Annotated in this window: 14 protein-coding genes and 1 tRNA gene; 11 read left to right on the forward strand and 4 right to left on the reverse strand. The window is 68.2% G+C overall.

Annotated features, from left to right (window positions below):
* The first annotated feature begins 43 nt into the window (after positions 1–43).
* The 11 genes from PotMrB4_RS26580 (at position 44) to PotMrB4_RS26630 (ending at position 10,254) form a co-directional block, all read left to right on the forward strand.
* Positions 44–2,254, forward strand: coding sequence for an AsmA family protein (locus PotMrB4_RS26580; RefSeq protein ID WP_172434886.1), 2,211 nt, complete (start codon positions 44–46; stop codon positions 2,252–2,254).
* Positions 2,251–3,318, forward strand: coding sequence for an A/G-specific adenine glycosylase (gene mutY / locus PotMrB4_RS26585; protein ID WP_172434887.1), 1,068 nt, complete (start codon positions 2,251–2,253; stop codon positions 3,316–3,318). Before PotMrB4_RS26580 ends, mutY begins: the two co-directional genes overlap by 4 nt.
* Complete coding sequence (locus PotMrB4_RS26590) at positions 3,315–3,587, forward strand: oxidative damage protection protein (RefSeq protein WP_044405395.1); 273 nt, start codon at positions 3,315–3,317, stop codon at positions 3,585–3,587. The genes mutY and PotMrB4_RS26590 overlap by 4 nt, the downstream gene beginning before the upstream one ends.
* 77 nt (positions 3,588–3,664) lie before the next feature.
* Positions 3,665–3,740, forward strand: a tRNA-Phe gene (locus PotMrB4_RS26595).
* Positions 3,741–3,944: 204 nt separating this feature from the next.
* The gene (locus PotMrB4_RS26600) at positions 3,945–4,619 is read left to right on the forward strand and encodes a thermostable hemolysin (protein WP_172434888.1); all 675 of its coding nucleotides are present in this window, start codon (positions 3,945–3,947) and stop codon (positions 4,617–4,619) included.
* Positions 4,609–6,075 (forward strand): AMP-binding protein, encoded by a 1,467-nt coding sequence (locus PotMrB4_RS26605; protein WP_172434889.1) that lies wholly within the window; start codon positions 4,609–4,611, stop codon positions 6,073–6,075. Before PotMrB4_RS26600 ends, PotMrB4_RS26605 begins: the two co-directional genes overlap by 11 nt.
* Before the next feature lie 11 nt (positions 6,076–6,086).
* Positions 6,087–6,773, forward strand: a complete 687-nt coding sequence (locus PotMrB4_RS26610; RefSeq protein WP_044405387.1) for a TenA family transcriptional regulator — start codon at positions 6,087–6,089, stop codon at positions 6,771–6,773.
* The gene (locus PotMrB4_RS26615; protein ID WP_044405385.1) at positions 6,760–7,566 is read left to right on the forward strand and encodes an SDR family oxidoreductase; all 807 of its coding nucleotides are present in this window, start codon (positions 6,760–6,762) and stop codon (positions 7,564–7,566) included. The genes PotMrB4_RS26610 and PotMrB4_RS26615 overlap by 14 nt, the downstream gene beginning before the upstream one ends.
* Positions 7,563–8,213: a tetratricopeptide repeat protein gene (locus PotMrB4_RS26620; protein WP_172434890.1), complete on the forward strand. Its 651-nt coding sequence runs from the start codon at positions 7,563–7,565 to the stop codon at positions 8,211–8,213. The genes PotMrB4_RS26615 and PotMrB4_RS26620 overlap by 4 nt, the downstream gene beginning before the upstream one ends.
* A 2-nt stretch (positions 8,214–8,215) precedes the next feature.
* Positions 8,216–8,878 (forward strand): response regulator, encoded by a 663-nt coding sequence (locus tag PotMrB4_RS26625; RefSeq protein WP_044405381.1) that lies wholly within the window; start codon positions 8,216–8,218, stop codon positions 8,876–8,878.
* Positions 8,875–10,254, forward strand: a complete 1,380-nt coding sequence (locus tag PotMrB4_RS26630; RefSeq protein WP_172434891.1) for a sensor histidine kinase — start codon at positions 8,875–8,877, stop codon at positions 10,252–10,254. The genes PotMrB4_RS26625 and PotMrB4_RS26630 overlap by 4 nt, the downstream gene beginning before the upstream one ends.
* A gap of 6 nt (positions 10,255–10,260) precedes the next feature.
* On the opposite strand, the gene PotMrB4_RS26635 is transcribed toward PotMrB4_RS26630, so the two are convergent.
* From PotMrB4_RS26635 to PotMrB4_RS26650, 4 genes are read right to left on the reverse strand one after another with little or no spacing between them, the layout of a single operon-like run.
* Positions 10,261–11,445 carry a hybrid sensor histidine kinase/response regulator gene (locus PotMrB4_RS26635; protein WP_107330309.1) on the reverse strand — a complete coding sequence of 395 codons (1,185 nt, stop codon included), beginning with the start codon at positions 11,443–11,445 and terminating at the stop codon, positions 10,261–10,263.
* On the reverse strand, positions 11,435–12,019 hold the full coding sequence (locus PotMrB4_RS26640) for a chemotaxis protein CheB (RefSeq protein ID WP_044405376.1): 585 nt from the start codon (positions 12,017–12,019) through the stop codon (positions 11,435–11,437). The genes PotMrB4_RS26635 and PotMrB4_RS26640 overlap by 11 nt, the downstream gene beginning before the upstream one ends.
* Complete coding sequence (locus tag PotMrB4_RS26645; protein WP_044405374.1) at positions 12,016–12,834, reverse strand: CheR family methyltransferase; 819 nt, start codon at positions 12,832–12,834, stop codon at positions 12,016–12,018. Before PotMrB4_RS26645 ends, PotMrB4_RS26640 begins: the two co-directional genes overlap by 4 nt.
* Positions 12,835–16,326 carry a response regulator gene (locus tag PotMrB4_RS26650; RefSeq protein WP_172434892.1) on the reverse strand — a complete coding sequence of 1,164 codons (3,492 nt, stop codon included), beginning with the start codon at positions 16,324–16,326 and terminating at the stop codon, positions 12,835–12,837.
* Positions 16,327–16,580 lie beyond the last annotated feature (254 nt).

The following is a 16,580-nucleotide window of genomic DNA, read 5'->3' on the forward strand; positions in this document are numbered from 1 at the left end:
ATACTCGCGCCCTTCCTCCGGCACTCATCACAAGGACTCGTCCATGAAATCCATCGGCAAACTCCTGGGCCTGCTGCTCCTCGGGCTGTTGCTGATCATCGTGGCCCTGGGCTTCGCCCTGACCCACCTGTTCGATCCCAACGACTACAAGGATGAAATACGCCAGATCGCCCGCGACAAGGCCAACCTCGAGCTGGACCTGAAGGGCGACATCGGCTGGAGCCTGTTCCCCTGGCTCGGCCTGGAACTGCACGACACCACCCTGGCCAGCGCCGCCAGCCCCGACAAGCCCTTCGCCAACCTGGCCCTGCTCGGCCTCTCCGTGCGCGTCATGCCGTTGCTGCGCAAGGAAGTGCAGATGAGCGACATCCGCGTCGAAGGCCTCGACCTGACCCTGGCCCGTGACGAGAAGGGCCGTGGCAACTGGGAAGACATCGGCCGCCCGGCCCAGGCCGCCAGCACGCCGGCCCCCGCCGCCGAAGGCACCCCCGCGCCGGCGGAACAGCCCAAGCCCGCCGGCACCGAACGGCCGCTGAAGCTGGACATCGACAGCCTCACCGTCAACAACGCCCGCGTGAACTACACCGACGCCAAGACCGGCCAGCAGTACAGCGCCGAAGGCATCGAACTGACCACCGGCGCCATCCGCGAAGGCGCCGCCATCCCCTTCAAGCTCAGCGCCTTCTTCGGCACCAACAAGCCGGTGCTGCGCGCCAAGACCGAGCTCACCGCCAGCCTGCGCTTCGACCGCGCCCTCAAGCGCTACCAGCTGGAAGACGCCAAGCTCGGCGGCGAAGCCTCGGGCGAGCCGTTCAAGGGCAAGACCCTCACCTTCAGCGCCCAGGGCCAGCTGCTGGCCGACCTCGGCGCCAACATCGCCGAGTGGAACAGCCTCAAGCTCTCCGCCAACCAGCTGCGCGCACTGGGTGAACTGAAGGTCCACGACCTGGACAAGACCCCGCGCCTGGAAGGCGGCCTGTCCATCGCCCAGCTCGACCTGCGCGAATTCCTCACCGGCCTCGGCGTCGAACTGCCGGCCATGCAGGACGCCAACACCCTCAAGCGCTTCGAACTGGCCACCCAGCTCAAGGGCAGCCCCAGCGACCTCGCCCTGGAACAGCTGACCCTCAAGCTCGACGACAGCAGCTTCAACGGCCGCCTGGCCGTGGCCGACATCGAGCGCCAGGCCCTGCGCGCCCAGCTCAAGGCCGACAAGCTCGACCTCGACCGCTACCTGCCGCCGAAGAAGAAGGACGACGCCAGCGCCCGCCAGGCCGAAATCCAGGGCACCGTCGCCAGCGCCGGCCAGGGCACCACCCCGCTGCCCGAGAAGCCCACCCAGCAGGCCTGGAGCGAAGCCCCGCTGCTGCCCCTCGACAGCCTGCGCAAGCTCGACCTGGAAGCCGACCTGGCCTTCGGCCAGCTGACGCTGGACAAGCTGCCGATCACCGACGCCCGCCTCAAGGCCCGTGGCAAGGCCGGCCAGATCACCCTGGAGCAGCTGCGCGGCGGCCTCTATGGCGGTGAATTCGACGCCAGCGCCCAGCTCGACGTGCGCAGCGACGTGCCCCAGCTCAGCGCACGCAAACGCATCAGCCATGTGCCGGTGGAGAAGATCCTCAAGGCCCTCGACCAGAAGCCGCCGGTTCGCGGCGCCCTGGACCTCAACGCCGACCTGCGCACCCGTGGCAACAGCGAAAAGGCCTGGATCGACGCCCTCAACGGCACCGCCAGCTTCGTCCTCAACGACGGCGCCCTGCTCGACGCCAACCTGGAGCAACAGCTCTGCCAGGGCATCGCCCTGCTCAACCGCAAGACCCTCACCACCAACTACGAAGGAAAGGAAACCCCCTTCCAGGAACTGCGCGGCAGCCTCACCTTCACCAATGGCGTGGCCAGCAACCCCGACCTCAAGGCGCGTATCCCCGGCCTGACCCTCAACGGCAACGGCGACGTCGACCTGCGCGTGCTGGGCATGGACTACCGCGCCGGCATCGTCATCGAAGGCGACAAGAGCGCCATGGCCGACCCGGCCTGCCAGGTCAACCCGCGCTACGTCGGCCTGGAGTGGCCCCTGCACTGCCGCGGCCCGCTGGAGATCGGTGCCAAGGCCTGCCGCCTGGACAAGGACGGCATGGGCAAGATCGCCGCCAAGCTGGCCGGCGACAAGCTCAGCGAGAAGCTCGAAGAAAAGCTCGGTGACAAGGTCAGCCCGGAACTCAAGGACGCACTGAAGGGGCTGTTCAAGCGATGACACCCGAGCAGTTCTCCAGCGCCGTACTCGCCTGGTACGACCTCCACGGCCGCCACGACCTGCCCTGGCAACAGGGCATCACCCCGTACCGGGTGTGGGTCTCGGAAATCATGCTGCAGCAGACCCAGGTCAGCACCGTGCTCGGCTACTTCGACCGCTTCATGGCCGCCCTGCCCACCGTGCGCGACCTGGCCGAGGCGCCCGAGGACGAAGTCCTGCACCTGTGGACCGGGCTCGGCTACTACACCCGCGCACGCAACCTGCAGAAGACCGCGAAGATCGTCATGGAGCGCCACGGCGGCGAATTCCCCCGCGACGTCGAGCAGCTCGCCGAGCTGCCCGGCATCGGCCGCTCCACCGCCGGCGCCATCGCCAGCCTGTCCATGGGCCTGCGCGCCCCGATCCTCGACGGCAACGTCAAGCGCGTCCTGGCCCGCTACGTCGCCCAGGAGGGCTACCCCGGCGAACCCAAGGTGGCCAGGCAGCTGTGGGCCGTCGCCGAGCGCTTCACGCCCCACGAACGGGTCAACCACTACACCCAGGCGATGATGGACCTGGGCGCCACCCTCTGCACCCGCAGCAAGCCCAGCTGCCTGCTCTGCCCCCTGCGCGAAGGCTGCCAGGCCCACCTGCTGGGGCTGGAGATCCGCTACCCGGTGCCCAAGCCGCGCAAGGCCCTGCCGCAGAAGCGCACCCTGATGCCGATCCTGGCCAACCAGGATGGCGCCATCCTGCTCTACCGGCGCCCCTCCAGCGGCCTCTGGGGCGGCCTGTGGAGCCTGCCCGAGCTGGACGACCTCGACGCCCTCGCCCCCCTGGCCACGCAGCACGCCCTGCAGCTCGGTCAGGCCCGCGAGCTACCCGGCCTGACCCACACCTTCAGCCACTTCCAGCTCGCCATCGAACCCTGGCTGGTGCCCGTCGAGGGCAGCCACCGCGAAATGGCCGATGCCGACTGGCTCTGGTATAACCTCGCCACCCCGCCGCGCCTGGGCCTGGCCGCTCCGGTCAAGAAGCTGCTCAAGCGCGCCGCCGACGTATTGAATGCAGGAGATTCGCCATGACCCGTACCGTCCAGTGCCGCAAGTACCACGAGGAACTGCCCGGCCTCGACAAACCGCCCTACCCCGGCGCCAAGGGCGAAGACATCTTCAACAACGTCTCGAAGAAGGCCTGGGAAGAGTGGCAGAAGCACCAGACCATGCTGATCAACGAGCGTCGCCTGAACATGATGAACGCCGAGGATCGCAAGTTCCTCCAGGCCGAGATGGACAAGTTCCTCTCCGGCGAGGAATACGCCCAGGCCGAGGGCTATGTCCCCCCGAGCGCGTAAGCGCCCGTAAAGGCTGAAAAATTTTTTCAGGACACGCTTGACTCCCCCCTTCGAAATCCGTTTAATAGCGCCCCGTTGCCCAGGTAGCTCAGTTGGTAGAGCAGGGGATTGAAAATCCCCGTGTCGGCGGTTCGATTCCGTCCCTGGGCACCACCATTCAGTTCCAGGTGGTGCCAGGCATCATCAGGAACACACAGAAAACCGGCCCTAGCGCCGGTTTTTTGTTGCCTGCGTTTTAGCCCGGCAACCCGCTTCCCGCCCTCGAAAAACTTTTTTCCAGCCTTAAGCCACCTTAAGACTGCCTTCAGAATCCCTACCGATACTGCGCACCATCCAACGAACCGATGGGTGCGCCACATGACTGAGCTGGAATGGAATGCCCTGTTCCCCCTTCACTTCGGGCTGGGCGAGCGCCGCTACAGCCTGACCCTGCACCAGGCCGACGACCCGGCCCGTGCCGAACTGGAAGCCTTCGTCCACGACCGCTTCGAGCAGGCCCACGATGCCGACGTGCAGCACTTCCTGCCCGAGCTGCTGGCCCTGCGTGACGGCGCCGGCCAACTGACCGCCGTGGCCGGCATGCGCGTCGCCGCCAGCGGGCCGCTGTTTCTCGAGCGCTACCTGGATGCGCCCCTGGAGCAATCCGTGGCCCAGGCCGTCGGCCGTCCGATCGACCGCGTCGAACTGGTTGAGGTGGGCAACCTCAGCTCCCTCAACGCCGGCAACGCCCGCCTGATCATCATCGCCGTCACCTGGCTGCTGGCCGCACGCGACCTGCGCTGGGTCTCCTTCACCGGGGCCGCCGGGCTGATCAACAGCTTCCGCCGCCTCGGCCTGGAGCCGGTGCAACTGGCCGAAGCCGACCCCGAACGGCTGGGCGATGACGGAGCTGCCTGGGGCAGCTACTACGCCCTGCAGCCCCGCGTCTATGCCGGCGACATCCGCTACGGCCACGACGAACTGGAGCGCCAGGGGGTGTTCCAGCGCCTGGGGTTTCCCCTGCTCCTCGCGGAGGCCGGCCATGCAGCCTGAAGTCCGACAGTTCCACGACCTCCTGAGCCAGCACGCCCACGAGCGGGCGCACCAGGTGGCGGTCCGCGGCACCGAGCGCAGCTACAGCTACGCCCAGCTGCTGGACGAAGTGGACAGCCGCGTCGCCCTGCTGCGCGAGCAGCCCGCTGGCGTCTTCGCCTTCGCCCTGGATAACGGCCCCGAAGCGCTGTTCTGGGACCTGGCGGCGCTGTTCGCCGAGCGTCCCTGCGTGATCCTGCCGCCCTTCTTCAGCGCCGCCCAGCGTGCCCACTGCCTCGCCCAGAGCCAGGCCAGCCTGGTGCTCGCCGGTGACGCACTGAGCGACGAGCTGCGCAGCGCCGGCTTCACCTGGGGCCAGCCGTTCTGGCACCGCCCGGTTGCGGGCGCCAGCCAGTTGCCGGCCGGCACCGCGAAGATCACCTACACCTCCGGCAGCACCGGCTCGCCCAAGGGTGTGTGCCTCTCGGCCGAAGCCATGCTGCGGGTGGCCCATCAGCTGGAGCAGGCCAGCCGCTCCACCGAACCGGGCAAGTACCTGGCGGTGCTGCCCCTGGCGGTGCTGCTGGAAAACCTCGGGCTGTACGCGGCGCTGATCGCCGGGGCCAGCCTCACCGTGCTGCCGCAGCCGCAGATGGGCATCAACGGCGCCAGTGGCGTCGACTGGACGCGCCTGCTGGGCTGCATCGCCCTCAGCGGTGCGGAAAGCATGATCCTGGTTCCGCAACTGCTGCTGGGCCTGGTCACTGCCGTCGAACGCGGCCTGATGAAGGTCGGCCCGCTGCGCTTCGTCGCCGTCGGCGGTGCCCGGGTCGCCCCGAGCCTGCTGGAGCGTGCCGAGGCCGTGGGGCTGCCGGTGTTCGAGGGCTACGGCCTCTCCGAATGCGCCTCGGTGGTGTGCCTGAACCGCCCCGAAGCCCACCGTGCCGGCAGCGTCGGCCGCCCGCTGCCCCATGTGCAGGTGATGCTGGCCGAGGACGGCGAAGTATTGGTCAGCGGCAGCACCCTGCTCGGCTACCTGGGCGAGCCGCCGTTCCAGGGCCAGTGGTGGCCCACCGGCGACCTCGGTCGCTTCGACGAAGACGGCTACCTGTACCTGGCAGGGCGCAAGAAGAACCAGTTCATCACCAGCTTCGGCCGCAACGTGAACCCCGAGTGGATCGAGGCCGAGCTGACCCAGGGCGGTGTGATCCTCCAGGCATTCGTCTACGGCGAAGGCCTGGACCACAACCTGGCGCTGCTCTGGCCGCTGGACCCGAAGGCAAGCGACGACACCCTGGAGCAGGCCGTGCAGCGCAGCAACGCCGCCCTCCCCGACTACGCCCGGATCCACAGCTGGCAGCGCCTGCCGGAACCCTTCAGCAGCGCCAACGGGATGCTCACCGCCAACGGCCGCCCACGCCGCGCCGAGATCCTCACCCACTACCGCGATTCCCTTTTTGAACTCGTCAACGAATGAGGTTCGACACCATGTCTTTCTTCGACACCCTGCAAGACGCCACCGCCCAGGAACGCCAGGCCCTGTTCAATGCTCCGGTCATCCGTGACGCCCTCTCCGGCGTCGTCAGCCTGGAGGGCTACGTCGCCTTCCTCACCCAGGCCTACCACCACGTGCGCCACACCGTACCGCTGATGATGGCCTGCGGCGCCAAACTGCCGGGCCGCCTGGAATGGCTGCGCGGTGCCGTGTGCGAATACATCGAGGAGGAGTACGGCCACGAGCAGTGGATCCTCAACGACATCGCCGCCTGCGGCGGCGACGCCGAGCAGGTGCGCAACAGCCGCCCGGCCCTGTCCATCGAACTGATGGTGGCCTTCCTCTACGACCTGATCGCCCGTGACAACCCGGTGGGCCTGTTCGGCATGGTCAACGTCCTCGAAGGCACCAGCATCGCCCTGGCCACCCAGGCGGCCGGCACCATCCGCGAGAGCCTGAGCCTGCCGCCCACCGCCTTCAGCTACCTCAGCTCCCACGGCGCCCTGGACATCGACCACATGGCCACCTACCGCAGCCTGATGAACCGCCTGGACCGCGCGGAAGACCAGGACGCCGTGATCCACGCCGCCAAGGTGGTCTACCGCCTCTACACCGACATGTTCCTCGGCCTGCCGCGTGCCCAGGTGAGCCCGAACGAGGTGCGACATGCGCTTGCCTGAGTGCCGCGTGGTGCTGACCGGTGCCAGCGGTGGCATCGGTCTGCAGCTGGCCGAGCAGCTGTGCGCCGCCGGAGCCCTGGTGATCGCGGTCAGTCGTCAGAGCGACGCGCTGGCCGACCTGCTCAAGCGCTACCCCAACAAGCTGCGCTGGCTGGGCGCCGACCTGCGTGAGCCCGAGGCCCGCCAGCGGATCGTCGAGAAGGCGCGCGCCATGGGCGGCGCCAACCTGCTGATCAACGCCGCCGGGATCAACCGCTTCGCCCTGCTCGACCAGCTCGACGAAGCCGCCCTGGACGACCTGATCGACCTCAACCTCAAGGCCACCCTGCACCTCACCCGGCAGATGCTGCCGCTGCTGCGCGAGCAGAGCCAGGCGCTGGTGGTGAACGTCGGCTCCACCTACGGCTCCATCGGCTACCCCGGCTACGCCACCTACTGCGCCACCAAGTTCGCCCTGCGCGGCTTCTCCGAAGCACTGCGCCGGGAACTGGCAGACACCCCGGTGGACGTGCTCTACGTTGCCCCGCGCGCCACCCGCACCAGCATGAACAGCGATGCCGCCGTGGCCCTCAACGATGCCCTGAAGGTGGGCATGGACGACCCGCGCGACGTCGCCTCGGCGGTGCTGCAGGCCATCCAGAACAACCGCAGCGAGCTCTACCTGGGCTGGCCGGAGAAGCTCTTCGTGCGCCTCAACGGCATGCTGCCCGGCCTGGTCGACCGCGCCCTGCGCAAGCAGCTTCCCCTGATCCGCCGCTACAGCGACGCCAACCACAAGGAACACGCGAAATGAAACGCCTGATGCTGATCGGCCTGCTCCTGGCCACCCCGCTGGCCTGGGCCCTCGACCCCGCCAGCACCCAGCGCCTGGCCACCATCCAGCAGCGCTGGGCGGAGATCCAGTACAACCTGCCCGAGAAAGAGCGCGCCAACGCCTTCGAGAAGCTGGCGGTGGAGACCCAGGCCTTCACCCGCGAGCAACCCAAGGCCGCCGAAGCGTGGATCTGGAACGGCATCGTCACCAGCAGCTGGGCCGGCGCCCAGGGCGGGCTCGGCGCCCTCGGCAAGGTGAAGGACGCCCGCGCCAGCCTGGAACAGGCCCTGGCCGTAGACCCCAATGCCCTGCAGGGCTCGGCCTACACCAGCCTCGCCGCCCTGTATGACCGCGTGCCCGGCTGGCCCATCGGCTTCGGCGATGCCGACAAGGCCGAGGCGCTGCTCAACAAGGCCTTGCAAATCAACCCCGAGGGCATCGACAGTCTCTACTTCTGGGGCGACCACCTGGCACGCCAGGGCCGCTACAGCGAGGCCCGCGCTGCCCTGCAGAAAGCCCTGCAGGCCGCGCCGCGCCCCGGCCGCGAGCTGGCCGACAAGGGCCGCCGCGCCGAGATCGATGCTTTACTCAAGGACATCAAGGACATCAAGGACAAACAGGACTGAGCATGCGTCTGCTGCTGGTAGAGGATGACCCCGCCCTCGGCGAAGGGGTGCGCACCGGATTGCGCCAGGAGGGCTACACCATCGATTGGCTGCAGGACGGCGCCAGCGCGCTGCACGCCCTGCAGACCGAGGAATTCGACCTGGTGGTGCTCGACCTCGGCCTGCCGCGCCTGGACGGCATCGAGCTGCTCAAGCGCCTGCGCGGCGGCGGCGCCACCCTGCCGGTGCTCATCCTCACTGCCCGCGACGCCACCGAGGACCGCATCGCCGGCCTCGACGCGGGCGCCGACGACTACCTGGTCAAGCCCTTCGACCTCAACGAGCTGAAGGCCCGGCTGCGCGCCCTGCTGCGCCGCAGTACGGGCCGCGCCACGGTGCTGATCGAGCACGCCGGGATCACCCTCGACCCCTCCAGCCAGCAGGTCACCTACAACGGCCAGACCGTAGTGCTGACGCCCAAGGAATACCTGCTGCTGCACGAACTGCTGGCCCAGCCGGGCAAGGTCTTCACCCGCGAGCGCCTGACCCAGCTGCTCTATGGCTGGGAGGAAGAGGCCGAGAGCAACACTCTGGAAGTGCACATCTACCACCTGCGCAAGAAGCTCTTCAGCGAGCTGATCCGCACCGTGCGTGGCATCGGCTACCTGGTGGAAGGGCAGGCATGAGTTCACTGCGCCAGCGCACGCTGTGGCGGGTCATGGCGCTGCTGCTGCTCGGCACCGGCCTGCTCGCCCTGTACAACCACCACGACAGCAGCCACGAGATCGCCGAGATCTACGACGCCCACCTGGCGCAGAACGCCCGCCTGCTCCAGGGGGTGATGAGCATGCCGCTGGCCGACCCCGAGCGGCAGGCCCTCTACGCCGCCTACAACGACGCCCTGGCCAAGGCCGGCAAGCACCGCGTCGGTCACCCCTACGAGAGCAAGCTGGCCTTCCTGGTGTGGCGGGAGAATGGCGACGTGCTGGTGCGCACCCCCAGCGCCCCGCAGTTCGACCAGCCGCTGCGCGAGCCGGGCTTCAGCAACCTGACCCTGGAGGGCCGCCAGTGGCGCGGCTTCCTCCTGCCGGTGCCGGAGCAGCACGTGCTGATCTGGGTGGGCGAGCGCAATGACGTGCGCGGCGACCTGGTCTCACGCATCGTGCGCCACACCCTGGCGCCCTTCCTGGTAGGCAGCCTGGCCCTGGCGCTGCTGGTCTGGCTGGCCATCGGCTGGGGCCTGAAACCGCTGCAGAACATGGCGCGGGTGATCCGCGCGCGGCACGCCGAATCCCTCGAACCGCTGCAACTGGTGCCGCTGCCCCGGGAGCTGGAACCCATGCAGGCGGCCCTGAACCGCCTGCTCGGGCAGATCGACGCGCTGCTGCGCCGCGAGCACCGCTTCATCGCCGATGCCGCCCACGAAATGCGCACGCCGCTGGCCATCCTCCGGCTGCACGCGCAGAACGCCCTGCAGGCGGAGAACGAACAGGACCGGCGCAAGGCGCTGGATTTCCTCATCGGCGGGGTGGACCGGCTCAGCCGGGTGGTCAACCAGCTGCTGACCATGGCCCGGGTCGAGCCACTGCTGGCCCAGCGCCCCTGCACCCCCATCGACCTGGCCAAGGTGGTCACCGACACCCTGGCCGAACTCACCCCCTGGATCATCGGCAAGGGCATGGAGCCGGCCATGGAGATCGAGCCCGGCGACTACCACCTGGACAGCGATGCCGGGGTGATCGGCATCGCCGTGCAGAACCTGGTGGCCAATGCGGTCAACCACTCGCCCCCCGGCGGGCTGATCCGGGTGTCGCTGCGGCGGGAAGGGGATGAACTGCTGCTGGCCGTGGACGACCAGGGCCCAGGCATCGAGCCGGACAAGCTGGAGCGGGTGTTCCAGCGTTTCTACAGCGAGGGCAACAGCCACGGCGCCGGCCTCGGCCTGTCCATCGTGGCGATGATCATGGAGCGCCTGGGCGGCAGCGCCAGCCTGCACAACAAGCCGGAAGGCGGCCTGGTGGCGACGCTGCACCTGCCCCTGGCGCGGCCGCTGGCGGCCTGAACCGCCTCAGGCAGTCGGCAGCAGCAGGCTGAAGGTGGAACCCACCCCCGGTGTGCTGCACAGCTCGATGCGGCCGCCGTGGGCGAGCATGATCTGCTCGGAAATGAACAATCCCAGCCCCAGCCCCGCCACCTTGTCGGCGCCGCCGGCCCGTTCGAACTGCTGGAAGATGCGCTTCTGGTCCTCGGCGCAGATGCCGATGCCCTGGTCGCGCACCTCCACCCGCGCCCATTCGCCGTCACGCCGCACCACCACCTGCACCGGGTTGCCGGTGCCGTAGCGCAGGGCGTTGCTGAACAGGTTGCTGACCACCTGCTCGATGCGGAAGGCATCCCACACGCCGGTGACGCCGTCCTCCACCTGCAGGTCCAGCGCGCAGTCGGCGGCCTCCATCTGCGCGGCGAAGTTCTCCGCCACATGGCGCACCAGTTGCCCCAGCTCGCAGGGCTCGGGGCGGATGGAGAGCTTGCCGGTGCGGATGCGGGAGACGTCGAGCATGTCCTCGATCAGCCGGACCAGGCTGCGGATCTGCCGCTCGTCCCGGTCGAACAGGGTGCGCAAGCGGGCCTCGGTGAACACCGCGACGTTGCCCTTGGCCAGGTGGTTCTGGCGCAGCTGGGTGTCAAGCATCAGGCCGTTGAGCGGGGTGCGCAGCTCGTGGGAGACGATGGACATGAAGTCGTCGCGCATCTGCACCGCGCGCTGCAGCTCGGCCTGGGTGGCGCGCAGTTCGGCCAGCAGGGTGTCCTGCTCGCGGCGCGCCGCCTCCAGGGCTTCCAGCTGCTGGGCCATCAGCTTGCGCTGGCGGTGCAGCTCGACGAACACCGCCACCTTGCTGCGCACGGCGTGGGTGTCCAGCGGTTTGTAGAGGAAGTCCACCGCGCCGCTCTCGTAGCCCTTGAAGGCGTAGTTCAGCTCGCGGCCGGCGGCGCTGACGAAGACGATGGGGATGTGCTTGGTCTTCTCCGTGCCGCGCATCAGTTCGGCCAGCTCGAAGCCGTTCATGCCCGGCATCTGCACGTCGAGGATGGCCAGGGCGAACTCGTGCTCCAGCAGCAGGGCCAGGGCCTCGTCGGCGGAGGCGGCCTGGTGCACCTCGCGGCCGTCCTCCTTGATCAGGGCTTCCAGGGCCAGCAGGTTCTCCGGCAGGTCGTCGACGATCAGCAGCTTGCTTGGTGGATTACTCGGCATGGGTAGGGTCCAGTCGTGCCAGGAGGTCGCGGATGCCCCGCAACGGGAGGATGTGGTCGGGACGGTGAGTGGCCAGCGCGGCCTCGGGCATGGTCGGCACCTGGGCGTCGTGCGGGTCCTGCACGACGCTGAGGCCGCCCTGTTGCTGGATATAGGCCAGCCCGCGGGCACCGTCTTCGTTGGCGCCGGTCAGCAGCACCCCCACCAGGCGCTCGCCGTAACAGTCAGCGGCGGACTCGAAGAGGATGTCGATGGAAGGCCGGGAGAAATGCAGCGGCTCCTCGCGGCTGAGGGAGAAGCTGGCGTCGCGTTCGATGGACAGGTGGTAGCCCGGCGGGGCGACGTAGAGGGTGCCGGGGGCCAGGCTCTCCTTGTCCCGGGCCTCGCGCACGCGCACCGCCAGGCGCCGGGCGAACAGGTCGGCCAGCAGGCTCTCGCGCCCTTCGGGCAGGTGCAGCACGCAGGCCAGGGTGAGCGGGTAGCCCGCCGGCAGCCCGGCAAACACCTGAAGCAGGGCCTCCACCCCTCCGGCGGAGGCGCCCACCACCACGGCCGTGCGCTCGGGCCCGTTCATAGCTTGCGGAACACCCGTTCCGGGCGGTTGAGGGCTTCGAAGTGGCCGGCGTAGGCGGAGAAGTCGAGGCTCTCCTTGCTGCCCAGGCCGAGGAAGCCGCGGTGGCAGAGCGATTCGTGGAACAGGCCGAGGGCGCGGTCCTGCAGCTGCTTGTTGAAGTAGATGAGCACGTTGCGGCAGGAGATCAGCTGGGTCTCGGAGAACACGCTGTCGGTGGCCAGGCTGTGGTCGGCGAAGGTCACGTTCTCGCGCAGCAACTTGTCGAACAGGGCGCCGTCGTAGGCGGCGGTGTAGTAGTCCGACAGCGAGCCCTGGCCGCCGGCCAGGCGGTAGTTCTCGCTGTACTTGCGCATGTCGTCGAGGGCGTAGATGCCGCGCCGGGCCTTCTCCAGGGAGCGCGGGTTGATGTCGGTGGCGTAGATCAGGGTGCGCTCCAGCAGCCCTTCCTCGTGCAGCAGGATGGCCATGGAATGCACCTCCTCGCCGGTGCTGCAGCCGGCGATCCACACCTTGAGCGAGGGGTAGGTGCGCAGGATGGGCACCACTTCCTGGCGCAGGGCGAGGTAGTAGGAGGGGTCGCGGAACATCTCGCTGACCGGGATCGTCAGGTACTGCAGCAGCTCGTGGAAGGCCTGCGGGTCGTGGATGATGCGCTCCTGCAGGGCCGAGATGGTGGCGCAGTCGAACTGCCGCAGGGCGTAGAGCACCCGGCGCTTGAGGGAAGCGCCCGAGTAGTCGCGGAAGTCGTAGCTGTACTTGAGGTAGATCGCCTCGATGAGCAGGCGCAGCTCGATTTCCTGGGTGCGGTCGGCCATCTAGATGCGCTCCAGACGCGGTAGCCAGACACGGATCAGCGAGAACAGGCGATCCAGGTCGATGGGTTTGGCCAGGTAGTCGTTGGCGCCGGCGCGGATGCACAGGTCCTGGTCGTCCTTCATCGCCTTGGCGGTGACGGCGATGATCGGCAGCTTGGCCCAGCGTGGCTGCTGGCGGATGCGCCGGGTGGCTTCGTAGCCATCCATCTCCGGCATCATCACGTCCATCAGCACCAGATCGATATCGTCCACGGCTTCGAGCTTGTCCAGCGCCTCACGTCCGTTGCGAGCGATTTCCACCCGCGCGCCCTTCTGTTCCAGGGCGCTGGTGAGGGCGAAGATGTTGCGCACGTCGTCGTCCACCAGCAGGATCCGCCGCTCTTCGAACACACGGTCGCGGCTGCGGGCGGTCTTGAGCATCTTCTGCCGTTCGCTGGAGAGTTCCGACTCGACCTTGTGCAGGAACAGGGTGACCTCGTCCAGCAGGCGCTCCGGCGAGCGCGCGCCCTTGATGATGATGGAGCGGGAGTACTTGAGCAGCTCGGCCTCTTCGTCCCGGGAGAGGTTGCGCCCGGTGTAGACGATCACCGGCGGGAAGGAGCAGATGTCCTCGCTGCCCATGCGCCGCAGCAGCTCGTTGCCCTGCATGTCGGGCAGCTTGAGGTCGATGATCATGCAGTCGAACAGGGTGCTGCGCAGCAGCTCCAGGGCCTGTTCGCCGAACTCGACGGCGGTGATCTGGATGTCGTCGTCACCGATCAGCCGGGCGATGCTGTCGCGCTGCAGGGCGTCGTCCTCCACCAGCAGCACGCGCTTGACCTTCTGGGTGAGCTTGGCTTCGAGGCGGGCGAACACGTCCTTGAGCTGCTCGCGGGTGGTGGGCTTGACCGCGTAGCCCACCGCGCCCAGGTGCAACGCGGCCTCGCTGAGGTCCTCCACCGAGATGACGTGCACGGGAATGTGGCGGGTGCGGGGCGTGTCCTTGAGGCGCTGCAGCACCGAGAGGCCCGGCTCGTCGGGCAGGCGCATGTCCAGCAGGATGGCGTCCGGTGCATGGCGCTCGGCGAGATGGAAGCCTTCATCGGCACCGTGGGCCACCAGGCAGCGGTAACCCAGTTCGTGGGCCAGGTCGTAGAGGATCTGGGCGAACTTGGGCTCGTCCTCGATCACCAGTACACAGCGCTCATCCGACGAGGCCTGGTCACGGTCGTCGGGGAAGGTGGGGATCGGCGCGTGGGTGGCCGGTGCCAGGGTCGCAACCACGGCCGGGCGGGCGGGCGGCGGAGTCGGCGCACTGGGCTTGGGCGCGGGCAAGGGCGCCGGCGGCTCCTCGGCCGGCGTCCAGTGTTCCGGCAGCACCAGGGTGAACAGGCTGCCCCGGCCCGGCTCGCTGCTGGCCTGGATGCTGCCGCCAAGCAGCTGCGCCAGGTCGCGGGAGATGGACAGGCCGAGGCCAGTGCCGCCGTAGCGGCGGTTGGTGGTGCCGTCGGCCTGGCGGAAGGCCTCGAAGATCAGGTCCAGCTGGTCGGCGCGGATGCCGATGCCGCTGTCGCGCACGGCGAAGGCGATGCCCTCCGGAACCCGCTCGACCCGCAGGGACACGGCGCCCTGGTCGGTGAACTTGATGGCGTTGGACAGCAGGTTCTTGATGATCTGCTCCACCCGTTGCCGGTCGGTGCAGAGCTGGTCGGGCACGTCGTCGGCCACCTCGACGCTGAAGGCCAGGGCCTTCTGCTCGGCCAGCGGGGTGAACAGCTCGCGCAGGCCGTCCACCAGGCGCCGCACCGGGGCATTCTCGGCGCGCAGGTCGAGCTTGCCGGCCTCGACCTTGGAGATGTCGAGGATGTCGTTGATCAGGTTGAGCAGGTCGTTGCCGGCGGAATAGATGGACTCGGCGAACTTGACCTGCTCGTCGTTGAGGTTGCCCTCGGGGTTGTCGGCCAGTAGGCGGGCGAGGATCAGCGAGCTGTTCAGCGGGGTGCGCAGCTCGTGGGACATGTTGGCGAGGAACTCGGACTTGTAGCGGCTGGCGCGCTGCAGCTCTTCGGCACGGGCCTCCAGCTCCAGGCGGGCCTGCTGCAGGGCGGTGTTCTTGTCGTCCAGGTCATCGCGCTGGGCGGCCATCTCCTGGGCCTGTTCGGCCAGGCGCTCGTTGGTCTGCTCCAGCTCGGCCTGCTGGGCCTCCAGGCTGGCCTGGGACTCGCGCAGCACGCGGGACTGTTCTTCCAGTTCCTCGTTGGCGGTCTTCAGCTCTTCCTGCTGCACCTGCAGCTCTTCGTTGAGCTGCTGGGTCTCGCCCAGCACTTCCTGCAGGCGCTGGCGGTAGCGGGATGCGTCCATGGCGGTGCCGAGGTTGCCGGCGATCAGCGGCATCAGCGCCTGGTCGCGGGCGGAGAGGCGCCGCAGGAAGCCCAGCTCCAGCACGCCGTTGACCACGCCGTCACTGTGGGTGGGCACCAGCAGCACGCCTTCGGCGTCGGTCTGGCCGAGGCTGGTGGCGACCCTGAGGTAGCCGGCGGGCAGGTCGTCCAGAGCCATCACGCGGTTCTCCTGGGCCGCCTGCCCCACAAGGCTTTCGCCCGGCAGGATCTGGTCGGGCGCCTGGTCGTCGCGCTCCAGGCCGTAGCTGGCGACGCGCCGCAGGGCGCCGCCCTCTTCCCGCAGGTACAGGGCGCCCACGGCCATGCCCAGGTACGCGGCAAGGAATTCCAGGGCGTTGCGCCCGATCACCGGCAGCGACTGCTGGCCGAGCAGGCGCTCCGACAGGGCCGCCTGGCCGTCCCCCAGCCAGCGCTGCTGGGTGAGGTGCTCGCTGTGGGCACGCTGCTGGGCGAGGGACTCGCCGTAGGTGCTGGACAGCGCCACCAGCTCACGGCGCCCGAAGTACGCCAGCGCCCCCGCGAAGGTCAGGCTGAACAGCAGGTAGAGGCTGATGGTGAAGATGGCGGTGGAGTTGGCCTTTTCGTTGCGCTCGTGGCGCAGCTGCCGCTCCATGTTGATGAAGGTGCGGTACTGCTCGCGGATGGCGTCCACCAGTTGCTTGCCACGGCCTTCGCTGACGGTGTCGGAGACGTTCTCGCCGTTCTGCTTGCGGCTGATCATCTGGGTGGCGAAGCGGTCCCACTCGGCCTGCAGGGCTTCGATGGCGCGCACCCGCTCGACCTGGGCGGGGTTGTCCGCCACCAGTTCGCGCAGGCCCTCCATGGCGGCCTTGATCCGCGGCCGCGCCTGTTCGTAAGGCTGCAGGAAGGCTGCATTGCCGCTGATCAGGTAGCCGCGCATGCCGGATTCCTGGTCGACCGACAGGCGCAGGCCATCGTTGGCATTGCTGATCACCTGGTCGGTGTGCTCGACCCAGCTGAGGACATAGAGCAGGTAGGAGATCAGGGCCACGAACAGGGCGGCCCCGGCGACGCCCACCCCCAGCGGCAACGCAACGTTGCGCGCGAGGATGCGACGGAAACGCGTCTCGTCTGTCAGATCATTGGTCATCTGGCTTCCCTGGCTTAGCGCCGAAAATCACCGATATGAAGGGTAAAAATGCGGGTCCGGCATGGTAATGCGAGTTTTTGCATTAACCAATCGAATCCTGGGCGACGATGGGGTGCCGCATTATCGCTTCGCTTGGAGCACCTTAAGCGTGGGAAAGGTTCACATAAATTGTGGGAATTTTTTCTGCCCGTGTTCTTCTAAACTGCCGTACCCGGTCACGCACTGTCCGGGTGCCCGCGCACCGATGCGGCGCG

This window comes from Metapseudomonas otitidis (genome assembly GCF_011397855.1).
Taxonomy (GTDB): domain Bacteria; phylum Pseudomonadota; class Gammaproteobacteria; order Pseudomonadales; family Pseudomonadaceae; genus Metapseudomonas; species Metapseudomonas otitidis.